Source organism: Mycoplasma sp. Ms02, assembly GCF_019720735.1.
In the GTDB taxonomy this organism is placed as follows: Bacteria; Bacillota_I; Bacilli_A; order Mycoplasmatales; family Metamycoplasmataceae; genus Mycoplasmopsis.
In genome coordinates, this window is sequence record NZ_CP081302.1 from 199,785 (window position 1) to 223,957 (window position 24,173).

Consider the following 24,173-nt stretch of genomic DNA (forward strand, 5'->3'; position numbering starts at 1 on the left):
AAATAAAAACGTTTTTTCTGACAGATTTAATGGAACGAAAATATAACATTTTCAAAATTGTTATAATTTTATAAAATAAAATTTCGTAAAAATGGAATAAAGGCAGGCGCATGATGAACTTTGTTTTTTCTAGTAAAGATTTCTTTTTTTCTTTGCAAAAACACAAAGAAGACTTTGATTCAGCTTTAACAAGAAGTTTAGACACTTTAAAGTCAGATCAGAAGACTAGAGTGCTGCATTATGGATATTTTCCTAATCTTGATTTTTTTACATTAAACGAAATAATACAACAGCAAGGTATCAATGCATTAGTATTTCAAGTCAAAAAGTTTATAAAATCTGACCAGGATGTTTCTTTTTTAAAAATATCAGATGATCAGAGCATTGCACTACATAATACTGATGTAGTTTTAGTAAAAAGAGTATATGACTTTTTTGTTAATCAAAATCCAGGACTTCAAAAAAATATTCTTTTTTCTTTGAAAGATCAGCCAGTAGGTAATTTGCTAAATATGTTCTTATTTTCTTCAAGCTTGAAGAAACAAGTTGAGCAAATTAATCCTATTTTCAAAATTTACAACAACTTACAAGAATGAGTAGATTCTTTTTTAGTACCAGCAATCAATAATGAATTATTTACAAAATACTTTTCGATAAATAACACAAAGAATTATCTCTTTTTAAGAATGATGCCTTTTCTAGAAGATCCACAACTGGAAGTTGTAATAAAAGATGAAGAGCTAATTAGATTGATTCAAAAAATAGAAAATAAGAACCTTAAAAAGAGTTTTGAGGACTTTGTATGAACTGTTGGTTTCTTCATGGATGCAGATAGGTCACAAGAGTTTTATAACTTTATTGCTTCTGCACCTTCATACGCTTTAAACAGAAAATGGATCGAGAAGAAATACGCTGAATTCCTAGATTTTATGATGATTAAGGATCCAGACGAGTACCAATTAAAAACTCATATAATCCCTCAACCATCAGTAAATGATGATTTATGAAGTTACACTCACCGTTTTCGTTTTAATAACAACGCAAAAATCTTTTTTGTAAAATCTAAAGCGAACTTACATGATTTATTCAAGAATTTCTTACTTGATTTGTTTAGTAGAAATCTTTTAAGAAAGGACATAAAATGATCTAACCCTAACTTTACCCTTTCTGAAGAAATTTTTAACAGTTTTAAAAGATTGATTCAATCTAAAAGTGTTGTCATTGATCCAGAACAAGGTGGGTTATCGCAAAATGTCGCAACTTTAGAAAGCTTTTTAACCCTTTCATTAAACGAAAATACCAAAAACAAAATTGATACAAAGATATCTCAATTAAAGGCAAATGCCTTAAATGAGTTTTTGGACGTTTTTAAAAATGACGATTTTAAGAAGAGAGGTTTTTCGTTAGATTACAAACTAGTTTTTAAAAATGGAGATTCGATAAACATACTCGAAACATCAAGAGCTATCAGATCCTTTGTTGAAAGCACAATGAAAATTCTGATTTGAAAAAACGAAGTAGAACGCGATCCAAATATCAACAATTATGAGACAATGGAAAAGCTATTTGAAAAAAACATTTTATACGGGTCACGCATATCTTTAAAAAATAAGTTTATTGAACTCTTTTCAGGCAAAGGTTCATATTTTGAACCTTTGATTGGAATTCTAGAAAATGATTCTTCTTGAAATGCAATCAATAAAATGGTTCACTACGATTTTTGATTTAATATTTCTGTATTAAAAAACTATCAAAATAGTTTTACTGAAAAAAGTAAAATTGACAAATATGTTCTTAATGCCATAAACTTATTGAGAAAAGCATTTGAAAATGGTCTTCTAGATGAATTAAACAAAATAAAGTTATTAAACTTCGGAGGATAGAGATGTTTACAGCAAATGAAATATCAGAAACTAATTTTTGAATCGATTCTGCAGGCATGCCTTACTTGCCATGGTTGGGAAAATCCTTTGAGGAAGCAGAAAAATACATTGGCGTTTCTCTTCATGCAGATGCTCATATCTATTTTTTTCCCGTTTCCAAGAAAAGAAAATTTAAAACAGATATTAATCTGTTTTACGGCGAAAGAAGTTTTATTGAAGACATAGAAACCAAGAATTTTTGAAAAGTGGAGGGCGTTGAAAACAAAAAGTGTTTAAAAGTATTAAGAGGGTCTTATGAAAGAATAGATTTCACACCTATCGACCAACAAATGTTGGTTAAAACCAATATTATTGGAGTGCTTGGAGATCTAAAAGTCCTACTACTCGATAATAAAGTAGAATGCATATACTTAAACCCTAACGCTTAAAACCAATAAATTTTTACTTATAAAACTAAGCGTAGCTTGTTTACAATATAAAAGACGCACTAAATGTGTGTTTTTTAATCTAACATGTAAGTTATTTCTATTGAACCATAACGGGCAAATAAAATGATTTTGTAAATAAATGTTTATTAAACATTAGAATCAGTATCAAGGGGTATTTATTTATATAAAATGGATAATTACAGGATAAAACGCCACATTATCAGGCGTTTTATTTTAGTATAATTTAAATAAATTATGGATAGACCATAAAAACAGGGAAGGTGTTTAGAATGAGAGAGAGAGAGAGAGAGAGAGAGCTAATCAGCCTGAAATAAGGTTCCAAGGATTCGAAGGTGATTGAAACAAACAAAAATGATCTCAAATGGTTAAAAGAGTTTCTGTTTTGTCTAGCGATAACAATATTCCTAAACTTGAGTATCAAGACATTTACAAAGGGTATGGTGTTCTAAATAAAGACATATCTAAAAAACTTGATTCAAGAAAAGGACTGTTATTTGAGTCAGGAGATTTATTATTTGGATTTCTTTCACCAGAAAACAAAAATTACATGAAAGTAGACTTTAATGGGATAGCTGTTGGAGATTTCTGACTGTTTAAATCTCAACAAAACAATCCAGACTTTATTTACACTTACTTTGAACATCCAGATTTCATTAAGTCATTTAAAGTACAATCAGGAACTAAAATGCCAAGAGCAAATTGAACTTTAGTTTCAAGCGTACATTATTGAATCCCCCAAATAAAAGAACAAAAGATAATAGGTAAATTTTTTAGCAATTATCAATCAAACCAATTGAATAAAACAAGATACGTTGATAAATTAAAACAGATTAAAGATATATTACTCTCTACACTTTTCATAAATACCCATAAAACAGAGCCAGAAATAAGGTTTAAAAAATTTCACGACAAATGAAATATAAAAGTTTTAGGCGATATATCCGAAAAAGTAAGAGAAAAAAACAAAGAACTTAAATACACAGAAACTTTTACAAATTCAGCGAAAAATGGAATCGTTTCTCAAAACGATTATTTCAACAAAGCAATAACTAATGACTTAAATATAGGTGTATATTACATAGTGGAGCCAGACAGTTTTGTTCACAATTCCCTTGTTTCTGAAAATGCACCAGCAGGTCCAATGAATCGTAACAATCTTGGTAGAACAGGAATAATGTCGCCATTGTATTTTATTTTTAAGGTTCACGGAACTTCTCTAGATTTCGTTGAATACTTTTTCAAATCTACTTACTGACATCAGTTTATTCAGGAAAATGGTGATATAGGCGCTAGATCAAACAGATTTTCCATTAAAGATAATACTTTTTTCGAACTACCTATTTCAATGCCACCCCTTTCCGAACAAACTAAAATTGGAAAACTATTCAAAACTCTTGACAAACTCATAAGTCTCCAAAATACAGAAATTAATATCTTAAAAGAACTTAAGAAAACAGCTATGAAAATGCTTTTAATTTAAATCACAAGTAAATCTTGTGGTTTTTATTTTTCACAAATCTGAAAAAATTACGTTCATAAATGATAAAAATGGAAATATTTCAATTTTTTCCACATTTTTTTATGCAATTTCTGCAAAAAAACTGCAAAAAACAAAAAAAAAAAAAAACAGTTGTATAAGGGTAAAACTGAAAATGGAGGTAAAAATGAAATATGCACAAAGCGTTGCTGCTATGAACTATTTTGTAGCTGCAAACAAGCTAGAAAAGCTTTATCAGCAAGGTCTTAAAAACTTGCATTTAGACATTGTTGATTTTGAATATGTCCAAACTTTTGGTTTAAGTTTCGACATTATTAAAGATATTAAAAATAGGTGTGACCTTGATATTGATGTTCACTGTATGGTTGCAAAACATAACGTATTACCAATTGCACAAAAATTGCATGAGTTAAATCTAAATAAAGTATCCTTTCCAGTTAGTCAACTAGACAAAGCATTAATTAAAGAACTAAAAAGTATTTCTAACTTTAAGCTTGGCTTAATGATTGAAGCTCAAGATCAAGTAAGTGATTATCAAGAGTTTATTAAAGAAGCCGAATTCGTTGTTTTAATGACGATTGACAAAATTGGTGGCACTGGACAACCTTTCAATCCAGTTTTATTGCAAAAAGTTAGTGAAATTAGAGCAATTAAAAAGCAAATTGAAATCATATCTGATGGTGGTTTGAGAAAATCAAATTATCAAGAGTTTTATAAATCAGGAGTAGACGTGGCTGTTGGTGGATCGATAGTTAACGAATATTTAGATTCAAATCAAAACTTCATGGAATGCTGATCACAAGGTTTTAGAAATGAAAAGTAATTCTCTTTTAAATACAGCTGTTTTGATCGGTTTAGGAATAATGGTTGCTGCATTAGTTATTACAATCATATGACGTGTATGACACGATCGCAAAAGTAATTTAGCTTCCAATTCAAGAGAAATTGGAGCAATTACCAAACAACTAAATACCATGATTGAACAACTACAGGATGACAAAGATTTCAGAATCATCTACAACGTCTTGATTCCAAATCGCTTTGCTAAAAAACGTTACTCTTTAATACCAGCAATTTTGATATTACAAAACAAAGTTTTTTTAGTTTCAAATATGATCTTAGACAACTCTCGCGAATTGCAAGAGTTACAAAACAACTTACCTCCAAAAACAAAACATCTAAATCTTTCTTGATATAAAGAAATTGAAAAGTATTTAGAGCAAAAACACAAACAAAAAATTCAAAAACTTATATTAACACAAAACGATTCGCAAATTCAAAACCTTCAAGACTTTGATGTCGTTTGCCAACTAGAGCTTAAAAGCTATTGCCAAACGAAAGATATTGGAGTTTGAAGTGATTTTGAAATTAACAAAATGATTAAAGACCTTAGTGATAACAACCAATATAAAGGAAGATAATGTTTGATTTTCAAAGTATTATTTACGGATTGGCTTGCTTAATAGCGATTATGCTACTTAGTTTTGGATACTTGCATTTGCATGTTTATCGTCTGAAAAGACATCTGCAAAATGCGAAAGTTGATCATTCTCATAAATCGCTGGCTCATTTGGTTTTAGAACAAACAAAACTAACAAACAAATTGCAAATTAAAGTTAGTTCGCAAACTGCCAAGTGTCAAATTGACACCAAAAACGCAACTTTTAAAGTTAGCACGCAAAACGCTTTAGCAAATGATGTTTTAGCTTACACTGATATGCTCTGTTGTGCTTACCTTTTTAAATTTAATTATACTTTGCCTAAAAAGCCAATGATTCTTACTATTTGTGTCTTAAATATAGCATCATTAGCATTTTGTTTTAGTCCACTTTGATTAGTTGCTCCTTCGATTTGATTATTGAGCTTGATATTATGCCTTTTCATGGAATTAACCAACTTCAAAAATCGCTTAAAAGCACTATCAATAATCAAAGAACAAATTGCAAACACAGTAAGTGAACAAAAAATTAAAAAAGCTCAAGCAGAAGCTAAACGTGAAAGTCAAAAATATCTTAATCTTTGAATTTTAAGCTTTTGCTTACCATTAATTTTTATTTATCGTAAGTTTCAAAACTGAGGAAAAGATTAAATGAACCAAACTTGAGATTTATTAATTCACGTTTATAACTATCAACCAGAGCAATTGAGCTCTTTAAGTCAAACTGAACTAGAGCAATTACTTGCTCAAGAGCAAGGTAAGTTAATTCGCAAAAAGAAAAATCCTAATGGTTTTTGAATCATTCGAGGTTTGCCAGAACCTAAAGAAATTGAGCAAACCACTAGTGCAAAGTGAGGGTATATTATAGTTTTTGCTTTTTTTGCTGCACTAATCCTTGGAGGTGTTGCAATAATGCTAATCGGATTAGTCAGAAACGGAGTTATTTAATTTATGTCTAATTTATTTAAAGCCGATTTAGTAGAGTATAGAAGTGATCTGAAAGATTGAAAAGAAGTCGTCAAAGCAGGGGTGAAGATGTTAGTCGATAAAAACCTTGCCACAGATGAGCTTGCAAATGCAATCTTTGAATCAACTTCTCAATATGGAGCATACTATGTTCTCGAAAAAGGTATTGCTCTTCTACACGCAGCACCAGGTCCATATACACTTGGTGTTGGAACGGGGACAATAATTTTAGATTCGCCCGTGATCTTTAATGACCAAGCAGATAAAGAAGCGCAAATTATTGTCACATTGAGTTCAACTGATGCTCATAGTCATCTTGAACTTTTACAAGAATTTTCACACTATTTTACAATCGAGGAATTTAAACAAAAAGCTTATCAAGTTAAAAGCAAACAAGAGTTCCTAGAACTAGTAAAAATATATCAACCAAAGGAGTAAAAAATGGTTATACAAACAGTATGTGGGTCTGGATTAGGTTCATCACTACTTGTAGAGATGAACGTTAAATCTGTTTTAGATGAATTAAACGTTGCTTATGACTCTGTTGAACATACAAACATCTCTTCATTTACAGGTCAAGGCGTAGATTATGTCGTAGTTGGTGCTGATGTTGCACCAACACTTGACTTCCCTGAAGATAAAAAAGTAGTGCTTTTAAACATCTTGTCAAAACAAGAACTAAAAGAAAAACTAGTTAAATTATTAAATTTACATTAAGGATTGATAATGTGAGTACTTAACTTTTTAAAAGACTTTCTTGGTACTCCTGCCTTTGTTGTGGCTATTTTCACAATTATTGGTAGTCTAGTATTAAAGAAAAAAGCGTCACAAATTATTATTTCTGCCTTTAAGGTTATCATAGGATTTTTAATCTTAGGTGGAGGAGCAGGAGTCTTAGTTGGTTCTCTTAATGCCTTTCAACCTGTATTCCAAAGAGTCTACGGATTAAGTGGTATTATTCCTAACAACGACGCCTTTGCTGGTGTTCTTTCTGGTGTTTCAGACATTGCTAAATTAGGTTCATTAATCATGATTGTTGGTATGGTAATCAACATGATTTTAGCCACAACATCAAGATTTAAATATGTTTACTTATCTGGACACGTTTTATTTTACACATCATTAATGATTGCAGGTGTGTTCTTAACACTTGGATTTAATCCAAATAATACAACTGATTTTATCTTAATGCTACTAGGTGGATCATCATTAATTGCTGTTTACATGGTTATTTCACCTGCAACACAACAAAGATTCATGAAAGACATTGTTGGCAGCGATGAAATCGCTCTTGGTCACACAGGAGGCTTTGGTTATGCCTTAAGTGGTTACATTGGAGCTGCTGTTGGCAAAGTTTTCAAAAACAAAGTTGTTTCAACAGAATCAATTAAGTTCCCTAAAGCTTTATACTTCTTTAGAAACTCAATGGTTTCACTTTCAATTACAATCATTATTTTCTACTGTTTTGCCTTCATTCCTGGTGGAATCATGTACGAAAAAGGTTTAATACTTGATACAGAAGAAACAAAAACCTTATACAACATTTTAGCAAGCAAAAACTGAGTTGTTACAATGCTTGTCCAAGCATTTACATTCACAGCTGGTGTTGAAATTATGCTAAGTGGAGTACGTTTATTTATCGGTGAATTAATTCCTGCATTTAAAGGTATTTCTGATAAATTTATCAAAAATTCAAAGGCAGCTGTTGACTGTCCTGTGGTATTCCCATATGCACCAAACGCTGTGCTTATTGGATTTATCTCAAGCTTCGTCGCAGGATTAGTTGGAATGCTTGTGACAATTTTATTCAACAGAGTTGAATTACTACCTGTTGTTATTCTTCCTGGTTTAGTTCCTCACTTCTTCCTGGGAGCCACATCTGGTGTCTTTGGAAACTCAAAAGGAGGAATCCTAGGAGCAATTCTAGGTTCATTCATCCACGGTTTAATCATAACAGTTGTTCCTGTTGTGTTCATCATTGGAAAATGAGTACCTGCACAAAACGAAACATTGCTTGAATTAGTCCCACCAAAAGACTTAGATACTGTTTCATCTCTTAACTGAGGAGACACAGACTTTTTAATTGGAGCAATTCCAGGTCTATTAGGACTTGCAACAAAATGATTAGCAGTTATTGCACCAATCGTTGTTGCTCTAGCTTTAGTTGTTGATGGATTAATTAAAAAACAAATCGAGAAATATAAACTAAAAACAGCTTAATTACAGCATAAAACGTCACATTGTGTGACGTTTTATTTTAGTATAATTTAAATAACTTATGGGCTAACCCATATAAACAGGGAAGGTATTTAGAATGAGAGAGAGAGAGAGAGAGAGAACTAATCAGCCACAATTAAGGTTTCAAGGATTTGAGGATGAGTGAAAGCTGAAAAATCTCATTGATGTAGTTGATTTTAAAAACTCTAAATCATACGAAAAACAAATGAAAGATCATGGTAAGTTCGAACTTGTAAAGATGGGGTCTTTAGATATTGAATCTAACTTCAAACATTCGGGTAATTTTATAGATGAAAGTGATGAGGTTTTGAAAAAAGACGATCTATTCATGATAATGGCGTCGCCCCCTCCTGGAAATTTATTAGGAAGAGTAGGTTTAATACCTGAAAGCAATAAATTTGTTTTAAACACTCATACTCTGTTATTGATTCCTAAAATAGAGTCTCAAAGATTTTTCTTATGAGCATATTTAAACGCTAAACAATTTTACTTTAAAAAGAATGCATTGGGTATGGGGGCAAAACATATGTCTCTCTTGACCAGAAATAATTTTCCTTTATACATTCCACCAAAAGGGATCGAAGAAAAATTGGGATTACTATTTAATTTACTTTCTCAAAATAAAAAAACCAAAAATTCGTTTTTAGATAGTGTTAATCGTCTCAAACAAGCTCTACTCACAAAACTTTTCATAAATAATAATAGCTCACTTCCTAATTTTAGATTTAAAGGTTTTTATGATTTTTGACAAACAAAACAATTAGGAGATATATCCGAAAGAGTCAGAGAAAAAAATAAGGAGCTTAAATATACAGAAACTTTGACTTGTTCTGCTTCAGCAGGTTTAGTATTACAAAAAGATTATTTCAGCAAATCAATATCTAATATTAATAACATAGATAGTTATTACGTAGTAGAAAAAGGTGACTTCGTCTACAATCCTACAATCTCTAACCTTAGTCCTGCAGGGACAATAAGAATTAATAACTTAGGAATTGATGGCATAGCTTCGCCACTTTACTTTGTTTTTAAGGTTTTTAAGAAAGAAACCAGATCCTTTTTATCGTCATTTTTCTTTTCTAAAATTTGAAATAAGTACATTCTTGAAACTGGTGTAACAGGTGTTAGAGCCACAATAATAAACATTGGAGTAGAAGATATGTTCAAACTTCCTATTTCAATACCCTCACTAGAAGAGCAAGATAAAATTGGAAAACTATCCAAAACTCTTGATAAGCTTATAAATCTTCAAAACAAAGAAATCAACATACTTAAAGAGCTTAAGAAAACGGCTATGAAAATGATGTTAATTTAGTTATAGCACTTAATTACAGTTTAAAACGTCACATAATGTGGCGTTTTATTTTAGTATAATTTAAATAACTTATGGGTTAAGCCTATAAAAACAGGGAAGGTATTTAGAATGAGAGAGAGAGAGAGAGAGAGAGAGAGAGAGGTAACCAGCCTCAAATAAGATTTCAAGCTTTCAAAGATGAGTGAAAACTGAAGAAATTAGAAGAAATATCAACATATATGCCTGGTAAAAGTTATGAAAAGTTCATGAAGTCAGAAGGATTGTATGAACTTACAAAGATGATAACTGTAGGTTTTGATGGAAATTTCGTTCACTCTAACCTTTATGTTGATCAAGCTGATTGACTTTTACAAAAGAATGATTTGGTTATGATGGTCAATGAGCAAGGTGTGGGTGAACATTTAGGAAGAGTGGTTTTAGTTCCTGAGGATAATACTTATGTATTGAATGGCACAGTGGGATCACTAAGACCCAATAAAGACATAGACCCTTTTTTTCTAAAATATAATATTAATAATAACCAATATTACTTTAAAAACAATAGATTAGGAACATCTATTTTATACGTTAGAAGATCTACTATAGAAAAAATGAGTTCTTTAATTCCTCGCTTTGAAGAACAGAGAAAATTAGGAAACTTTTTTAATGTTCACGAATTAAAACTTGAAAGATTGGAATACAAAATAAAAAAATTAAAACTTTTAAAACAAACCCTACTCGCAAAAATCTTCATAAATAATAATTACCAACTACCAAGTTTCAGATTTAAAGATTTCCAAGATGAATGAACTTGAAAATCATGATCCGAAATTGTAGAAAAGGTTTCAAAAAACTCAAATGATAATACTTTACCAAAGCTTGAATATGAAGATATTGACAAGGGGAAAGGAATTTTAAATAAAGATATTTCAAATAAGTTTGACGACAGAAAGGGAATACTTTTTGAACCTGGTGATGTTTTGTTTGGTAAATTGAGACCTTATTTAAAAAATTGATGATTGGCTGATTTCATCGGAATCGCTTTAGGTAATTTTTGAGTTATGAAACCACTAAACAACGATTCTAATTTTGTTTTTAATTTGCTTCAAACAAACAGATTTAAAGAAGTGTCAAACTTAACTTTTGGAACTAAAATGCCTTCTTCTGATTGAAGTTTAGTTTCAGAACAAACTTTTGCCATTCCCACGACTTCCGAACAAACTAAAATTGGAAAATTATTTCAACTTTTAGATACTCTTATTAACCTCCAAAACAAAGAAATCAACATACTTAAAGAGCTTAAGAAAACGGCTATGAAAATGATGTTAATTTAGTTATAGCACTTAATTACAGTTTAAAACGTCACATAATGTGGCGTTTTATTTTAGTATAATTTAAATAACTTATGGGTTAAGCCTATAAAAACAGGGAAGGTATTTAGAATGAGAGAGAGAGAGAGGTAACCAGCCTCAAATAAGATTTCAAGCTTTCAAAGATGAGTGAAAACTGAAGAAATTAGAAGAAATATCAACATATATGCCTGGCAAAAGTTATGAAAAGTTCATGAAGTCAGAAGGATTATATGAACTTACAAAGATGATAACTGTAGGTTTTGATGGAAATTTCGTTCACTCTAACCTTTATGTTGATCAAGCTGATTGACTTTTACAAAAGAATGATTTGGTTATGATGGTCAATGAGCAAGGTGTGGGTGAACATTTAGGAAGAGTGGTTTTAGTTCCTGAGGATAATACTTATGTATTGAATGGCACAGTGGGATCACTAAGACCCAATAAAGACATAGACCCTTTTTTTCTAAAATATAATATTAATAATAACCAATATTACTTTAAAAACAATAGATTAGGAACATCTATTTTATACGTTAGAAGATCTACTATAGAAAAAATGAGTTCTTTAATTCCTCGCTTTGAAGAACAGAGAAAATTAGGAAACTTTTTTAATGTTCACGAATTAAAACTTGAAAGATTGGAATACAAAATAAAAAAATTAAAACTTTTAAAACAAACCCTACTCGCAAAAATCTTCATAAATAATAATTACCAACTACCAAGTTTCAGATTTAAAGATTTCCAAGATGAATGAACTTGAAAATCATGATCCGAAATTGTAGAAAAGGTTTCAAAAAACTCAAATGATAATACTTTACCAAAGCTTGAATATGAAGATATTGACAAGGGGAAAGGAATTTTAAATAAAGATATTTCAAATAAGTTTGACGACAGAAAGGGAATACTTTTTGAACCTGGTGATGTTTTGTTTGGTAAATTGAGACCTTATTTAAAAAATTGATGATTGGCTGATTTCATCGGAATCGCTTTAGGTAATTTTTGAGTTATGAAACCACTAAACAACGATTCTAATTTTGTTTTTAATTTGCTTCAAACAAACAGATTTAAAGAAGTGTCAAACTTAACTTTTGGAACTAAAATGCCTTCTTCTGATTGAAGTTTAGTTTCAGAACAAACTTTTGCCATTCCCACGACTTCCGAACAAACTAAAATTGGAAAATTATTTCAACTTTTAGATACTCTTATTAACCTCCAAAGCAAAGAAATTAATATTCTTAAAGAACTTAAGAAAACAGCGATGAAAATGATGTTAATTTAGTTATAGTGATTAATCACAGTATAAAACGGCACATTAAGTGACGTTTTATTTTAGTATAATTTAAACAACTTATGGGCTAACCCATAAAAAGGGAAGGTATTTAGAATGAGAGAGAGAGAGAGAGAGAGAGATAACCAGCCTCAAATAAGATTTCAAGCTTTCAAAGATGAGTGAAAACTGAAGAAATTAGAAGAAATATCAACATATATGCCTGGTAAAAGTTATGAAAAGTTCATGAAGTCAGAAGGATTGTATGAACTTACAAAGATGATAACTGTAGGTTTTGATGGAAATTTCGTTCACTCTAAACTTTATGTTGATCAAGCTGATTGACTTTTGCAAAAGAATGATTTGGTTATGATGATCAATGAGCAAGGTGTGGGTGAACATTTAGGAAGAGTAGTTTTAGTTCCAGAAAATAATACTTATGTATTGAATGGAACAGTGGGAGCCCTAAGACCTAATCAAGACATAGACCCCTTTTTTCTAAAATATAATATAAATAATAATCAATATTACTTTAAAAATAATAGATTAGGTACATCTATTCTTTACGTGAGAAGGAATACTATAGAAAAAATGAGCTCATGTATACCTAACTTTGAAGAACAAAGAGAATTGGGTAACTTTTTTAGAATTTATGAAATAGTATTTGAAAATTTACAATCCAAGATAAACAACTTAGAATTTCTGAAACATTCACTTCTTTCTACTTTTTTTGTAAATACCTATAAAACAGAGCCACATATCAGGTTCAAAAATTTTTATGACAAATGAAATATAAAATGTCTTGGAGACATATCCGAAAAAGTAAAAGAAAAAAACAAAGAACTTAAATACACAGAAACTTTTAGTTGCTCAGGAAAGTTTGGATTAGTAACACAGAGCGATGTTTTTTCTAAATCTATCACTAACATCGATAACATTAATACATATTATGTGGTTAGGGAAGATGACTTTGTATTTAATCCTAGTATTTCAGACACATTTCCAGCAGGACCATTAATGAGAAATAATTTAAAAAGGGTTGGTGTATCTTCACCGATGTATTACATTTTTAGGTTAAAATCTGAAAACCACGACTTTATAGAGTACTTCTTTTTAGGAAAAAACTGAACTGAATATGTTCTCAAAACAGGTTTCAGAGGAGTTAGAGCAAAAGTTGTCAGCATTGCAGACGAAGATATGAAAAAACTGCCGATAACAATGCCATCCCTTTCCGAACAAACTAAAATTGGAAAATTATTTAAAACTCTTGATAAGCTTATAAACCTCCAAAGCAAAGAAATCCACATACTTAAAGAACTTAAGAAAACGGCGATGAAGATGATGCTAGTATAGTTAATTTATACAAGTTTAAATAAAAAACACGGTTGCCCGTGTTTTTAAATTATTTTTGTGTACGTACACGTACGATTGTGTAAGGCATTAAAGCAATAAATCTTGCTCTTTTGATAGCTGTAGCAATTTTTCTTTGGTGTTTTGCACAAGCTCCTGTAGCACCTGAAGGTTTAATTTGACCTGTTGCGTTTACGTATTTTTTAAGTGCAGCTACATTTTTGTAGTCTACATATTCTTGTTTTAATTCACAAAATTCACAAACTTTTCTTCTGCTTGAAAAACCTTTTCTTTTAATGAAAGCCATTTTAATCTCCTTTTAATTAAAATTCATCATCAATGTGAACAAAATAATCATTTTCTTCACTTTTTGAAGTTGAATCATTTAAATTTTTATTTTCGCTAACTGATTCTTGGACCCCAAAAGTAGGTTTTGGGAATGGTCCAAAAATTTCTTTTGCGTTATCTTCGACAACGGAAGTATAACTTGCTTGCTTAGCGTATGAGTTGTTATATGAATTAGAGGAAGCAACACCTGCAGTTTGTCTTCTTTGATCCATTACTGCTTTTGATTCAAGTAATGTGAATCTTTCTGATAGCACCTCTACCGAGGTCACTAATTCTTGGCGATCGTTTTGGTATGTTGATACTGAGATTCTACCTTCGATTGCAACAAGAGCACCCTTTAAAGCATAATCGTTAATGTATTTTGCTTCTTGTCTTCAAGCAACTACTGGAATAAAATCAGCATTATTTGTTGTTGAATTTGGTACATTTCTTCTGACAGCGACTGTAAAACGTACATAGTCGATACCTGATGGTGTTTTGTTGTAACGAATTTCGTTTGAAATTCTACCAACAAGCGATACTCTATTCATAAATACTCCTTAAATTATTTTGAAGAAGCTTTATCTTTTGGTAAAGATCTTTTAACTTCTTTTCTTACAAAAGATTTTTTAGCTTTAGGTTTTTTCCCGTAACCTTTTTCTGAATCTAAGTTAATTACTAATTGTCTTCAGATAGGTTTTAGAATGTTTGATCTACGTGTGAATTCAGCAATGTTAGACTCTTCAGTCTCAACTTCTGCGTAAACGTATTGTGCTTGGTTTGATTTATTGATTGTGTATGCTAATTGTGTTAATTCTAATTTTTCAGCTTTTTTAACACCACTTCCGAATACTTCAGAAAGTAGGTTTGTAGCAACTTCTACTTCAGCTTTAGGATCAACAATAATCATAATCTCGTATTTTGACATTTTTTCTCCTTTTGGTCTCAGGGTTGCAATTAAATTCCATGCAACCAAGGAAGTATATAAATACTCTTTTAAATTATATAGATTTTTTCATTTTGTGATCCTTATAATATAAGCCATTTTTTCGACGATTCGACCCACTTTTTGCCACCAAAAATGGGTATTGCGTATTTTTGCCATTTAAACTGCAAAAAAATTCCACAAATCAGAAAACAGTTATTAAAAAAATTAAATTTTTGTAAAAAAATCTTGCTTTATTTCATAAAAATGTAAAATAGTGGTGGATAGTGGGGAGATATGGTCGGAATACTAGAACGTAAAATTGATGATAAAAACCGTGTACAGTTTCCAGCATCTCTAAAAAACGAGATGGGAAACCACCTTTTTATCTCTTTAGGTTTTGATGGTAACGCTGAAATCAGAAGCGCATCAGACTTTAGTAAATACGTTGCAGTTATGGAAAACCAATCTTCATTCAACAAACAAGCAAGAGTCCTAAAAAGAGCGATTCTTGGAAATACTGTTGAAGTAATGCTTGATGCATCAGGGAGAATGTTATTCCCTAAATTGCTAATCGAGAAACTTGCTATCCAAAAAGATATCTATTTTGTTGGTGTCGGTTCTATTGTTGAACTTTGATCAAAAGAGAGATATGATGACTTTATGTCAGAAATATCAGACGAAGAAATTTCATTGATCGCACAAAACTTTTCTTTAAGAGGTGACAATGAATAATGAAAATCAAGAACATTATTCTGTAATGTTGACAGAAGTGGTCGAGAGTTTACAAGTTAAGCCCGACGGAGTATATGTTGACCTAACACTTGGTATGGGAGGACATTCTTCTCATATATTAAAGAAACTAAGCGACGAAGGACACTTATATTCGTTTGATAAAGATGAATACGCAATAAATCAATCGCAAAAAAGATTGTCACAGATTGCACCTAACTTTACATTAATAAGAAGTGATTTCAAAGATATAAAAGCACAATTAATGGCAAGAGGTGTCGATCAAGTTGACGGTATTATTGCAGATTTAGGTGTTTCATCACCTCAATTAGATCAAGCAGCAAGAGGATTTAGCTACAACAAAGATGCTGAATTAGATATGCGAATGGATCAAGATCAGCTGTTAACGGCTCAAACGATCGTTAATAATTATTCAGAAGCTGAATTGGTGGATATTTTAATAAAAAACGCTGATGTTAAGCTTGCTCGGCAAGTTGCGAAAGCTATTATTAAAAATCGACCGATTAATTCAACTTTAGAATTAGTTGATGTTGTCAAGTCTGCATATCCAGCATCATTATTAAGAGCTAAAAATCCAGCAAAGGCGATATTTCAGGCAATCAGAATCGAAGTTAATAACGAACTTGATTCATTACGCCAAGTATTACGAGACGCAACATCAATGTTAAAACCAGGTGGTGTGTTAAGTATTATCACTTTTCATTCAATCGAAGACAAAATCGTTAAGAATTTTTTTGGTGATTTAATTAAAGATAAACACCATGCGAAACTGCCTATCATTGAACAAAAAGATTTCATCGCAAAACAAGTTAAGCCTTCAGAAAAAGAGATCGCTGAAAACAGACGATCAAGAAGTGCAAAATTAAGATACTTAATCAAACTTTCCAAAAATGACAAATAGTTATTTAAACATAACTCTTTCTAAGAAACAAATCTCATATTTGTTTTTCGAAGGGTTCGAAAACTTTGGTTTTGTTTCTAATAAAGGTACTGAAAAAATTGAAAGTGACAATTTTGACTTGCAAGAGTGAACCAAAGCCTTGAAAGCAAAATATCACAAAAGATTTTTAAACCAACAATTACAAACAAATGTGATTTTTGAAGACAACTTTTTTGACAATCTTGAAGTGAAATTAATAAATTCTTCTTTAAGTTGAAACAACCAGTTTTTAACTGAAGAAGCCAAAGTTGTTTTAAGTGAAGATATTAACCAAAAAATCTTTAATCAAAAAACAACACCAATAGGTTTAAACAAATATCGTTATATTCTCCTTGATTTAAATAATCAAGAAAAAGAATACAGACAATTTCCGATTGCTAGACAGGCAAATCAAATAAATTGCAATGCAAGTTACTTTGTAACTAAAGACGAAAAATTTGATCACATTTATAATACTTTTAAATTTAATTTACCAAATGTTGAGTTTTCAACAAAATCGCAACTACAAGGTCTAAGTTTATCTAAAACAAACGGATACAACTTATTTATAGATGTAAAAGATGATTGTGCAACAATTTTCTTTATATACAATTCAGCTGTTATCATGTACAAGCAAATTTCAATGGGTATTGAAAATATTTTTGCAAGGACAAGAGAGCAAACGAATTCTTTAATTCCAACATCTGTGCTTAAGTCAGTTTTAGAATTTGTTGAAAAAAACCAAGATTGAGAATATAATTATTTATCCAAAGACGTGGTAGTCTGGGTTAAAGAAATTATTGACCAATTTTGTGCTGATCTTCTTTTAGAAATCAACCAATTTCTAAAAGAAAAATCAATCGAAAAGCTTAATTTCAACATAATTGCAGTGGGTGGTGCCATAGCAAATGTGTTATGTAAATTCCTAAAAAATAAAGCTCAATTTCAATTTGAATCACCAGTTCTAATTGAAAAACTAATTAACAATGAATTCAAGATAGACGACAAAGCTATTGAAGAAGCAATTTTATTGAGAAGGAAACAAACTAATAAATTAAGTAATAAAGTATTTACACAGACAGAAAATATTTCTCAAAAAAGCAAACCAAACTTTTTTGAAAAAATATTTAGACCACGCAAAAGAATATAAAGGAGTTTAAAATGTACAACAAAGAAAACAACAGTTTTTCACAATACGACGACACTGTCAACCAAAATAGTGCTGATATAACATTAAAGGTCATCGGAGTAGGTGGTGCTGGGAATAATGCCATCCAAATGATGGAACGTGATGTTTTTAAAAATGTCGAATTCGTTGTTGCGAACACAGATGCACAAGCGCTGTTCAAAAACGACACAAAAATTAAAATTCCTTTAGGTAAAGATTCACGTGGTTTAGGTGCTGGTAGTGATCCTGAAGTCGGAGAAAAAAGAGCTAAAGAATCTTCTAGAGAAATCGAAGAAGTCCTAAAAGGCGCTGACGTGGTAATCATCGCTGCAGGGTTCGGAGGTGGAACTGGAACAGGAGCTGCACCAGTTATTGCTGAGTTAGCTCGTAACGCTGGAGCTCTAACAATTGCAATTGTTACTACACCATTCATGGATGAAGGTAAAAAACGTTCTCGTGTAGCAAGAGAAGGATTGGAAAAACTAAAACAAAAAGTTGATTCATATATTGTCGTTTCAAACGAAAAATTAATGGAACATTATCCAGACGTACCAGTCGATGATGCATTCAGAATGTCAAACCTATACCTAAAAAACATTATCATTTCAATTCACGATATTCTATACCGTATTGGTAAAGTTAATATCGACTATGCTGATGTACGTAAAGTTCTTGACAATGCAGGTCTAACCTTGGTAGGGTTAGGTCAAGCATCTGGTAAAGACCGTGCAATCAAAGCCGTTGAAAAAGCATTCCAAAATCATTTATATTCAGTAGAAATTGCTGGAGCAGAGAAATTCTTAATTAACATTCAGTACGATAAAACAGCTACTTTAAGTGAAGTTAGAGCAGCAATTAAAAGAGTTAATGAGATCTTAAACAAAGATCCTGAAGTGGAAGATGATATTATCATCGGACACGAGTCAATCGAAGGAAGCGAAGATATTTTCAAGGTATCTATTATTGCTGGACACGCGATTCAAAAAGAAGAATCAGCTGCATCAAAACCTGTTGCAGATCCAGCAGCATACGTTCAACCTGTAGTACAACAAACAGTACAATACGAAGCAGAGTTAAACAAAATGATGAATGAAACTCAATATGATTCAGTTTCATCAAATGATTCAGGACCATATGTTGACGATATGTATGAAGAAAATGAATACGAAGAAACAGAAAGCAAGTCAAGCGACTGATTCTAGAAAGTCGATGTAAGAAGAAAGACTATTATCAGTGACTTCTTCTACTCTAAATATTCATTCTATTTAAAAAAGCAAGATGGATTCTTGCTTTTTTCTTTTTTGCCTTTACACCTATAAAGCATAAGTAAAAGAAAAACACGTTTTGCGTGTTAGATCTTGCCGTGTAAATGGAACGACATAATAAAGATTGAAAAAATGATTCCTGCAAATAAACATAATAAGATAAAGAACCAATTTCTCTTGTGATTGAAATGAGTGTGATAGAACTCAGGAAAAAATTCAACCAAAGATGTAAAGAGGAATATTCCACCAATAAACGAATAAACTGACGCCTTTATATATCAAAGCCCCTCAATGTAATTACCTGAATAAATTCCAATCATCATGAACGGAAAGAAGAGCAATAAAGCTCCTGTTGATAAGAGCAACGATTTTCAAGGTTTATATCCTGCTTCTCTTAAACGGTAGTAAAAAACAATTTCTTCAGGTATTAAGTGAAGCACCAATGATACAAAAAACGCTGTACTTAAGTTTGTTTCTTTATTTTCTAAAAATAAGTTTAGGTTGTATCCTAGAATTAAACCTTCAGGAATCCTGTGCGTTAAAAGTAATAATAAAGCAACTACCTTTAGTTTTGATTCAACTTTACTTTCAATTGAAACTCTGGCACGGTCTTTTGTGTTTTGAGCAATTAATTCTTGCGATGATACATCAATTGTATCGTTACGGTTAAAGATAAAATCAGGATGTTCGTGTGTGTGAGCATGTTCTAAGCCATCGGCATCGTGCGAATGGTAAAACGCTGACATTTTTTTAGATCGAATTAATTTCTTATTTAGACGATAAGAAATAACGAACTTCACAACGAACGAAAACAAAATACCTACAAGAGCTCCAAGAGCTACGGTAGATATATTCGAAAGATATATTCAGTTTTGAGAATATCCTTTAGATTGTGCATTTACTGATGATATTTCCAAGGCTTCACGCATGAAACCAAAAAGTGATATAACAATGAAAAACCCTGTAATAAAGGCGTATAAGTAAACTTTGAATCTTGGTTTTATTTTGTGTCTAAAAAATGGTAATATCGATGAAACAAGGATAGGAATAAAGAGAAGTATTGCTAAAGTTACCAAAACAAGCAATAACTTTGTTAGATCCTCTCCTATGATATTTCTAGTCGATTCTAAAAAATCTCTCATCTAATTATAATTCGATGTTGTGGTAAACTTGTTGCACATCATCGTCATCTTCCACTTTAGCTGCAAAATCAAGCAGTTTTTGTTTTTTCTCAGCATCTACTTCAACATATGTATTTGGGATATATGTTACTTCACACTGAATAAATGTTTCAATTTTTAAATCTTCTTCGATTGCTTTTTTAACTTCGCTAAAAGTATCTGGTTGAGTTAGAACAACATAAGATTCTTCTTCAACTTCAAGATTTTCTGCTCCTGCTTCAAGAACAGTCATCATTAAAGTATCTTCGTCAACTAGTTCTTTACTAATTTCGATGATTCCTTTTTTATCAAATGAAAAAGGTAATTGGTTTGTTTTTCCTAAAGGTGCGTTTTGTTTGTTAAAGAACGCTTGAATATTTGATGTAACACGGTTAATGTTGTCTGAAAGTGTAACAACTAAGAAAGTAACACCTCCTGATACAGTCGCATTAAATAATGTTTCAATGTACGCAGAAGAGTTTTTGTCTCCTTTAGCTTTTGCGATTGCTCTTTCGATGTTATCTTTTGGCATGTTTTTTGCTTTAGCCTTTGAAACGGCTAATTTCAGAGCAGGGTTAGTTTCAACATCAGGTCCCCCTAAACTTGCAGCTACATAAATTTCCTTTGATAATTTTTGGAAAATTTTTCCTCTTGCAGCATCCTGTGCACCTTTACGGTGGGCGATATTAGCAGCATGTGAATGTCCAGCCATATTTAAATCTCCTTAATCTAAATTAATTGGAGCAAGTGGTCTATAAGCTCCATCTCTTTTATGTTGTGATAATGCATGACGTCTTTCGATTTTTGCAATCACGTCTGCATCGAGGTGTTTTTCAATCACGTCTCTTGAATCTAAGTGTCTTAAATAGAAATCAAGATCAGCATATGTAAAACCTAATTCATCTTCATCTGATTGACCTTCTCAAAGACCTGCTGAAGGTTTTTTTTCTAAAATTTCAGATGGTACGTTTAGTAATTTAGCTAAAAATCTTACTTCTGATTTTGTTAAATGGGAAATTGGAAGTAAATCAGCTCCTCCATCACCAAACTTTGTAAAATAACCAATAAAGAACTCGTCATAGTTATCAGTTCCTGCCACTAAATAGTTTAATTCTTGTGCTTTTGCGTAAAGAGTTGTCATTCTAAGTCTTGGTTTAATGTTAGCAATTGAAAGATTGTCCTTTACATTTAAAGCCAGTTTGATAGTCTGAAAAGTCGAACTTAAATCAACCACCTCAAACTCAGATTCTAGATTTGATTCTAGTTTTTTAATGTGAGGCATATCAAATGACATGCTATCGATTGGCATAATATAACCTTTAACATTATTGCCTAGTGCTTTTTTAGCAAGGGCAAAAACTAGCGCAGAATCAATTCCACCACTAATTCCAACAACCATTCCTTTTGCATTTGCAATTTTCACTCTTTCTTGGATAAAAGCAGTTAAGTGATCAATATATTTTAAAGCATTCTCTTCGTTGAAACGAATTTCTTTATCTTGATAATCTGTTATTTTCATGTATTAAATTTTATAACAAAATCAGTTTTTTGTGTAAATATTACATAAAAGGAATATAAACTCTTAATTTATATATAAATTAAATTTATTGACGCAAAAACAACGTTTTTTCACTTTTTTTATATAATTAATAATTATGATGAAAAACAAATATCAAGCTATTGTAGTAGGTGGTGGTCATGCTGGTGTTGAAGCAGCTTTTGCTTTAGCAAAAATGGGTATTGACTCTGCTTTAATCAGTTTTAATTTAAATCGTTTAGCAATGATGCCTTGCAATCCTTCAATCGGTGGTCCTGCAAAAGGAATTATCACAAGAGAGATTGATGCCTTAGGTGGAGTTCAAGGGTATTATGCTGATCTTGCAATGATCCAAATTAAAATGTTGAACGAATCAAAAGGTCCTGCAGTTAGGGCAATTAGAGCACAAATTGATAAAGAAAAGTATTCAAAAATTATCCGTGAAGGTTTAGAAGCTCAAAGCAACTTAGATTTAATTGAAGCTGAAGTATTTAAAGTTCTAACAAACGAAAACAAAGTTGTTGGTGTTGAACTTTCGGATGGAACACAAATTATGGCAGATGCTTTAGTTATCACAACTGGTACTTATATGACTTCTAAAATCATTAGAGGTCAAGACGTTACTGTTGCTGGACCTGATGGTGAAAAAACAACAAACATGCTTTCTGAATCCCTAAAAGATTTAGGTTTTGAACTTCAAAGACTAAAAACAGGGACACCACCAAGAATTTATAGCGATAGCATTGATTTTTCAAAAGTTGAAAAAGAAGTGTTGGACGATACAGCTCTAAGTTTTTCAAATCGTTCAAATGTTAAACTTCCTGAACAAATTTCTTGTTACTTAACGTATACAACGCCTGCAACACATGAATTAATTAGACAAAACGTGCACCTTTCAGGAATGTACTCAGGTGTTATTGAGGGTGTTGGACCTAGATACTGTCCAAGTATTGAAGATAAAATAATGCGTTTTGCAGATAAAGAAAGACACCAAATTTTCTTTGAACCCGAAACATTGGAAGGTGATGTTATGTACATCAACGGTTTTTCAACTTCGATGCCTGTTGAAGTACAAAAAGAAATGGTAAAAACAATTCCTGGTCTTGAAAATGCACGCGTACAAAAATGGGCTTATGCAATCGAGTATGATGCTCTAGATCCTATGGATTTAAAACCATCTCTTGAAACTAAAAAAGTTTCTGGTTTATTTACAGCAGGGCAGATTAACGGAACTAGTGGTTATGAAGAAGCAGCAGCTCAAGGTTTAATGGCTGGAATTAATGCAGGACTAAAACTCCAAAATAAAGAACCTTTAATTATTAAGCGTGATGAAGCATATATCGGTGTTTTAATTGATGATTTAGTTACAAAAGGTACTAAAGAACCTTACCGTATGTTAACTTCTAGAGCAGAGTATCGTTTATTGCTAAGAAACGACAATCCTGATATTAGAATTTCTAAATATGGATATGAAGTAGGTCTTTTAACAAAGGATCAATACCAAAATGTAGTAGATAAATATGAATTAATCGACAAAAAGATTCAAGAACTAGAAGCTACATTCTTATCTTCAAAAGATCCTGTGGCTATCAAATACGGAATTAACAATGGAGTTAGTTTAGTTAAAGTTTTAGCTCGTCCTGACGTATCAGCAAAAGATGTTTTAGGTGATTTTGAATTTGCTAACGAATTGACAACAATGGTTCGTTTAGATGGATACATTAAAAAACAAAAAAACACTGCAGCAAAGCTTGAAAAGTTAGAAAACTTAAAAATACCATCTTGAGTTGATTACAATAAAGTTGCCAACTTAGCAACAGAAGCTAAACAAAAATTACTTAAAATTCAACCTTTAACAATTGGGCAAGCATCGAGAATTAGTGGTATTAATCCTGCTGATATTCAAATGCTAATGTTCCATATTGAATCAGCGAGAAAAGATGAAAATTAATATCATCGCTATAGGTTCACTAGAAAAAGATTACAAAGTTCTTTTTGACGAATATATCAGAAAAACAGCAGCTTTCGTCACTGTTAACATAATTGAAATCAAAGAAGTTAAAGAAAAAAACATTGATTTAAAAAAGGAAAAAGAGACTAAACTTATTTTAGAAAAGATACCTAAAAACTCTTTAGTGTACTTATGTTCATTACAAGGAAAACAACTTAAAAGTGAAGAGTTTTCAGAAATCTTTAGGCAAGATAATATCACGCTTGTTATAGGTGGAAGCAATGGTGTTATCGAGTCAGAATTTGAGCAAAGCAAAAAGATATGTTTTAGCAAAATGACATTTCCACATCAGCTTTTTAGAGTGATGTTAGGAGAACAAATTTATCGCGCTTTTTCAATTCTAAATAACAAAAAATACCATAAATAAGGACTA

The 24,173-nt window shown here is 31.3% G+C and carries 26 protein-coding genes; 20 read left to right on the top strand and 6 right to left on the bottom strand.

The features are described 5' to 3' along the window. The first annotated feature begins 110 nt into the window (after positions 1 to 110). From K4L35_RS00660 to K4L35_RS00725, 14 genes are all read left to right on the top strand, one after another. Positions 111 to 1,883, top strand: coding sequence for a hypothetical protein (locus K4L35_RS00660; RefSeq protein WP_221617663.1), 1,773 nt, complete (start codon positions 111 to 113; stop codon positions 1,881 to 1,883). A 2-nt stretch (positions 1,884 to 1,885) separates the two neighbouring features. Further along, positions 1,886 to 2,311, top strand: coding sequence for a hypothetical protein (locus K4L35_RS00665; protein ID WP_221617664.1), 426 nt, complete (start codon positions 1,886 to 1,888; stop codon positions 2,309 to 2,311). 382 nt (positions 2,312 to 2,693) lie between these two features. Further along, positions 2,694 to 3,812, top strand: coding sequence for a restriction endonuclease subunit S (locus tag K4L35_RS00670; RefSeq protein WP_221617665.1), 1,119 nt, complete (start codon positions 2,694 to 2,696; stop codon positions 3,810 to 3,812). Between the two features lie 184 nt (positions 3,813 to 3,996). Continuing rightward, positions 3,997 to 4,653, top strand: coding sequence for a ribulose phosphate epimerase (locus K4L35_RS00675; RefSeq protein WP_221617666.1), 657 nt, complete (start codon positions 3,997 to 3,999; stop codon positions 4,651 to 4,653). Next, the gene (locus tag K4L35_RS00680; RefSeq protein WP_221617667.1) at positions 4,643 to 5,251 is read left to right on the top strand and encodes a hypothetical protein; all 609 of its coding nucleotides are present in this window, start codon (positions 4,643 to 4,645) and stop codon (positions 5,249 to 5,251) included. Before K4L35_RS00675 ends, K4L35_RS00680 begins: the two co-directional genes overlap by 11 nt. Beyond that, on the top strand, positions 5,251 to 5,919 hold the full coding sequence (locus tag K4L35_RS00685) for a hypothetical protein (RefSeq protein ID WP_221617668.1): 669 nt from the start codon (positions 5,251 to 5,253) through the stop codon (positions 5,917 to 5,919). The genes K4L35_RS00680 and K4L35_RS00685 overlap by 1 nt, the downstream gene beginning before the upstream one ends. After that, complete coding sequence (locus K4L35_RS00690; RefSeq protein ID WP_221617669.1) at positions 5,920 to 6,216, top strand: hypothetical protein; 297 nt, start codon at positions 5,920 to 5,922, stop codon at positions 6,214 to 6,216. A gap of 3 nt (positions 6,217 to 6,219) precedes the next feature. After that, entirely contained in the window at positions 6,220 to 6,672 is a 453-nt protein-coding gene (locus tag K4L35_RS00695) for a PTS sugar transporter subunit IIA (RefSeq protein WP_221617670.1), read from the top strand. 3 nt (positions 6,673 to 6,675) lie between these two features. Beyond that, positions 6,676 to 6,951 carry a PTS sugar transporter subunit IIB gene (locus tag K4L35_RS00700; RefSeq protein ID WP_221617671.1) on the top strand — a complete coding sequence of 92 codons (276 nt, stop codon included), beginning with the start codon at positions 6,676 to 6,678 and terminating at the stop codon, positions 6,949 to 6,951. Between the two features lie 9 nt (positions 6,952 to 6,960). Next, positions 6,961 to 8,454, top strand: coding sequence for a PTS ascorbate transporter subunit IIC (locus tag K4L35_RS00705; RefSeq protein WP_221617672.1), 1,494 nt, complete (start codon positions 6,961 to 6,963; stop codon positions 8,452 to 8,454). 94 nt (positions 8,455 to 8,548) lie between these two features. After that, positions 8,549 to 9,787: a restriction endonuclease subunit S gene (locus K4L35_RS00710; protein WP_221617673.1), complete on the top strand. Its 1,239-nt coding sequence runs from the start codon at positions 8,549 to 8,551 to the stop codon at positions 9,785 to 9,787. Positions 9,788 to 10,005: 218 nt separating this feature from the next. After that, positions 10,006 to 11,100 (top strand): restriction endonuclease subunit S, encoded by a 1,095-nt coding sequence (locus K4L35_RS00715; protein WP_221617674.1) that lies wholly within the window; start codon positions 10,006 to 10,008, stop codon positions 11,098 to 11,100. Between the two features lie 202 nt (positions 11,101 to 11,302). Beyond that, the gene (locus K4L35_RS00720; protein ID WP_221617675.1) at positions 11,303 to 12,397 is read left to right on the top strand and encodes a restriction endonuclease subunit S; all 1,095 of its coding nucleotides are present in this window, start codon (positions 11,303 to 11,305) and stop codon (positions 12,395 to 12,397) included. Positions 12,398 to 12,502: 105 nt separating this feature from the next. Further along, positions 12,503 to 13,738 carry a restriction endonuclease subunit S gene (locus K4L35_RS00725; protein ID WP_221617676.1) on the top strand — a complete coding sequence of 412 codons (1,236 nt, stop codon included), beginning with the start codon at positions 12,503 to 12,505 and terminating at the stop codon, positions 13,736 to 13,738. 49 nt (positions 13,739 to 13,787) lie between these two features. Here K4L35_RS00725 and rpsR read toward each other — a convergent pair whose 3' ends face one another. From rpsR to rpsF, 3 genes are read right to left on the bottom strand one after another with little or no spacing between them, the layout of a single operon-like run. Then, entirely contained in the window at positions 13,788 to 14,042 is a 255-nt protein-coding gene (rpsR, locus tag K4L35_RS00730) for a 30S ribosomal protein S18 (protein WP_221617677.1), read from the bottom strand. 16 nt (positions 14,043 to 14,058) lie between these two features. Beyond that, positions 14,059 to 14,613 (bottom strand): single-stranded DNA-binding protein, encoded by a 555-nt coding sequence (locus tag K4L35_RS00735; RefSeq protein WP_221617678.1) that lies wholly within the window; start codon positions 14,611 to 14,613, stop codon positions 14,059 to 14,061. A 14-nt stretch (positions 14,614 to 14,627) separates the two neighbouring features. Then, complete coding sequence (rpsF, locus tag K4L35_RS00740; protein WP_221617679.1) at positions 14,628 to 14,990, bottom strand: 30S ribosomal protein S6; 363 nt, start codon at positions 14,988 to 14,990, stop codon at positions 14,628 to 14,630. 294 nt (positions 14,991 to 15,284) lie between these two features. Here rpsF and K4L35_RS00745 point away from each other — a divergent pair, with 294 nt between their 5' ends. The 4 genes from K4L35_RS00745 to ftsZ are packed head-to-tail and all read left to right on the top strand — an operon-like array spanning position 15,285 to position 19,029. Continuing rightward, positions 15,285 to 15,722, top strand: a complete 438-nt coding sequence (locus tag K4L35_RS00745; RefSeq protein WP_221617680.1) for a division/cell wall cluster transcriptional repressor MraZ — start codon at positions 15,285 to 15,287, stop codon at positions 15,720 to 15,722. Beyond that, the gene (gene rsmH, locus K4L35_RS00750; protein ID WP_221617681.1) at positions 15,715 to 16,641 is read left to right on the top strand and encodes a 16S rRNA (cytosine(1402)-N(4))-methyltransferase RsmH; all 927 of its coding nucleotides are present in this window, start codon (positions 15,715 to 15,717) and stop codon (positions 16,639 to 16,641) included. The genes K4L35_RS00745 and rsmH overlap by 8 nt, the downstream gene beginning before the upstream one ends. Continuing rightward, entirely contained in the window at positions 16,631 to 17,809 is a 1,179-nt protein-coding gene (locus K4L35_RS00755; protein WP_221617682.1) for an MAG3720 family protein, read from the top strand. Before rsmH ends, K4L35_RS00755 begins: the two co-directional genes overlap by 11 nt. A gap of 11 nt (positions 17,810 to 17,820) precedes the next feature. After that, a complete protein-coding gene (gene ftsZ / locus K4L35_RS00760) occupies positions 17,821 to 19,029 on the top strand; it encodes a cell division protein FtsZ (RefSeq protein ID WP_221617683.1) in 1,209 nt (402 codons plus the stop codon). Between the two features lie 149 nt (positions 19,030 to 19,178). On the opposite strand, the gene K4L35_RS00765 is transcribed toward ftsZ, so the two are convergent. Genes K4L35_RS00765 through nadE form a run of 3 tightly spaced genes read right to left on the bottom strand, consistent with a single transcriptional unit; the run spans position 19,179 to position 21,771 of the window. Then, positions 19,179 to 20,234: a ZIP family metal transporter gene (locus K4L35_RS00765; protein ID WP_221617684.1), complete on the bottom strand. Its 1,056-nt coding sequence runs from the start codon at positions 20,232 to 20,234 to the stop codon at positions 19,179 to 19,181. 4 nt (positions 20,235 to 20,238) lie between these two features. Continuing rightward, on the bottom strand, positions 20,239 to 20,964 hold the full coding sequence (locus K4L35_RS00770; protein ID WP_221617685.1) for a YebC/PmpR family DNA-binding transcriptional regulator: 726 nt from the start codon (positions 20,962 to 20,964) through the stop codon (positions 20,239 to 20,241). A 12-nt stretch (positions 20,965 to 20,976) separates the two neighbouring features. Then, positions 20,977 to 21,771, bottom strand: a complete 795-nt coding sequence (nadE, locus tag K4L35_RS00775) for an NAD(+) synthase (RefSeq protein ID WP_221617686.1) — start codon at positions 21,769 to 21,771, stop codon at positions 20,977 to 20,979. A gap of 139 nt (positions 21,772 to 21,910) precedes the next feature. Here nadE and mnmG point away from each other — a divergent pair, with 139 nt between their 5' ends. Beyond that, positions 21,911 to 23,740, top strand: a complete 1,830-nt coding sequence (gene mnmG / locus K4L35_RS00780; protein ID WP_221617854.1) for a tRNA uridine-5-carboxymethylaminomethyl(34) synthesis enzyme MnmG — start codon at positions 21,911 to 21,913, stop codon at positions 23,738 to 23,740. Then, the gene (locus K4L35_RS00785) at positions 23,730 to 24,167 is read left to right on the top strand and encodes a 23S rRNA (pseudouridine(1915)-N(3))-methyltransferase RlmH (RefSeq protein ID WP_221617687.1); all 438 of its coding nucleotides are present in this window, start codon (positions 23,730 to 23,732) and stop codon (positions 24,165 to 24,167) included. Before mnmG ends, K4L35_RS00785 begins: the two co-directional genes overlap by 11 nt. Positions 24,168 to 24,173: the final 6 nt, after the last annotated feature.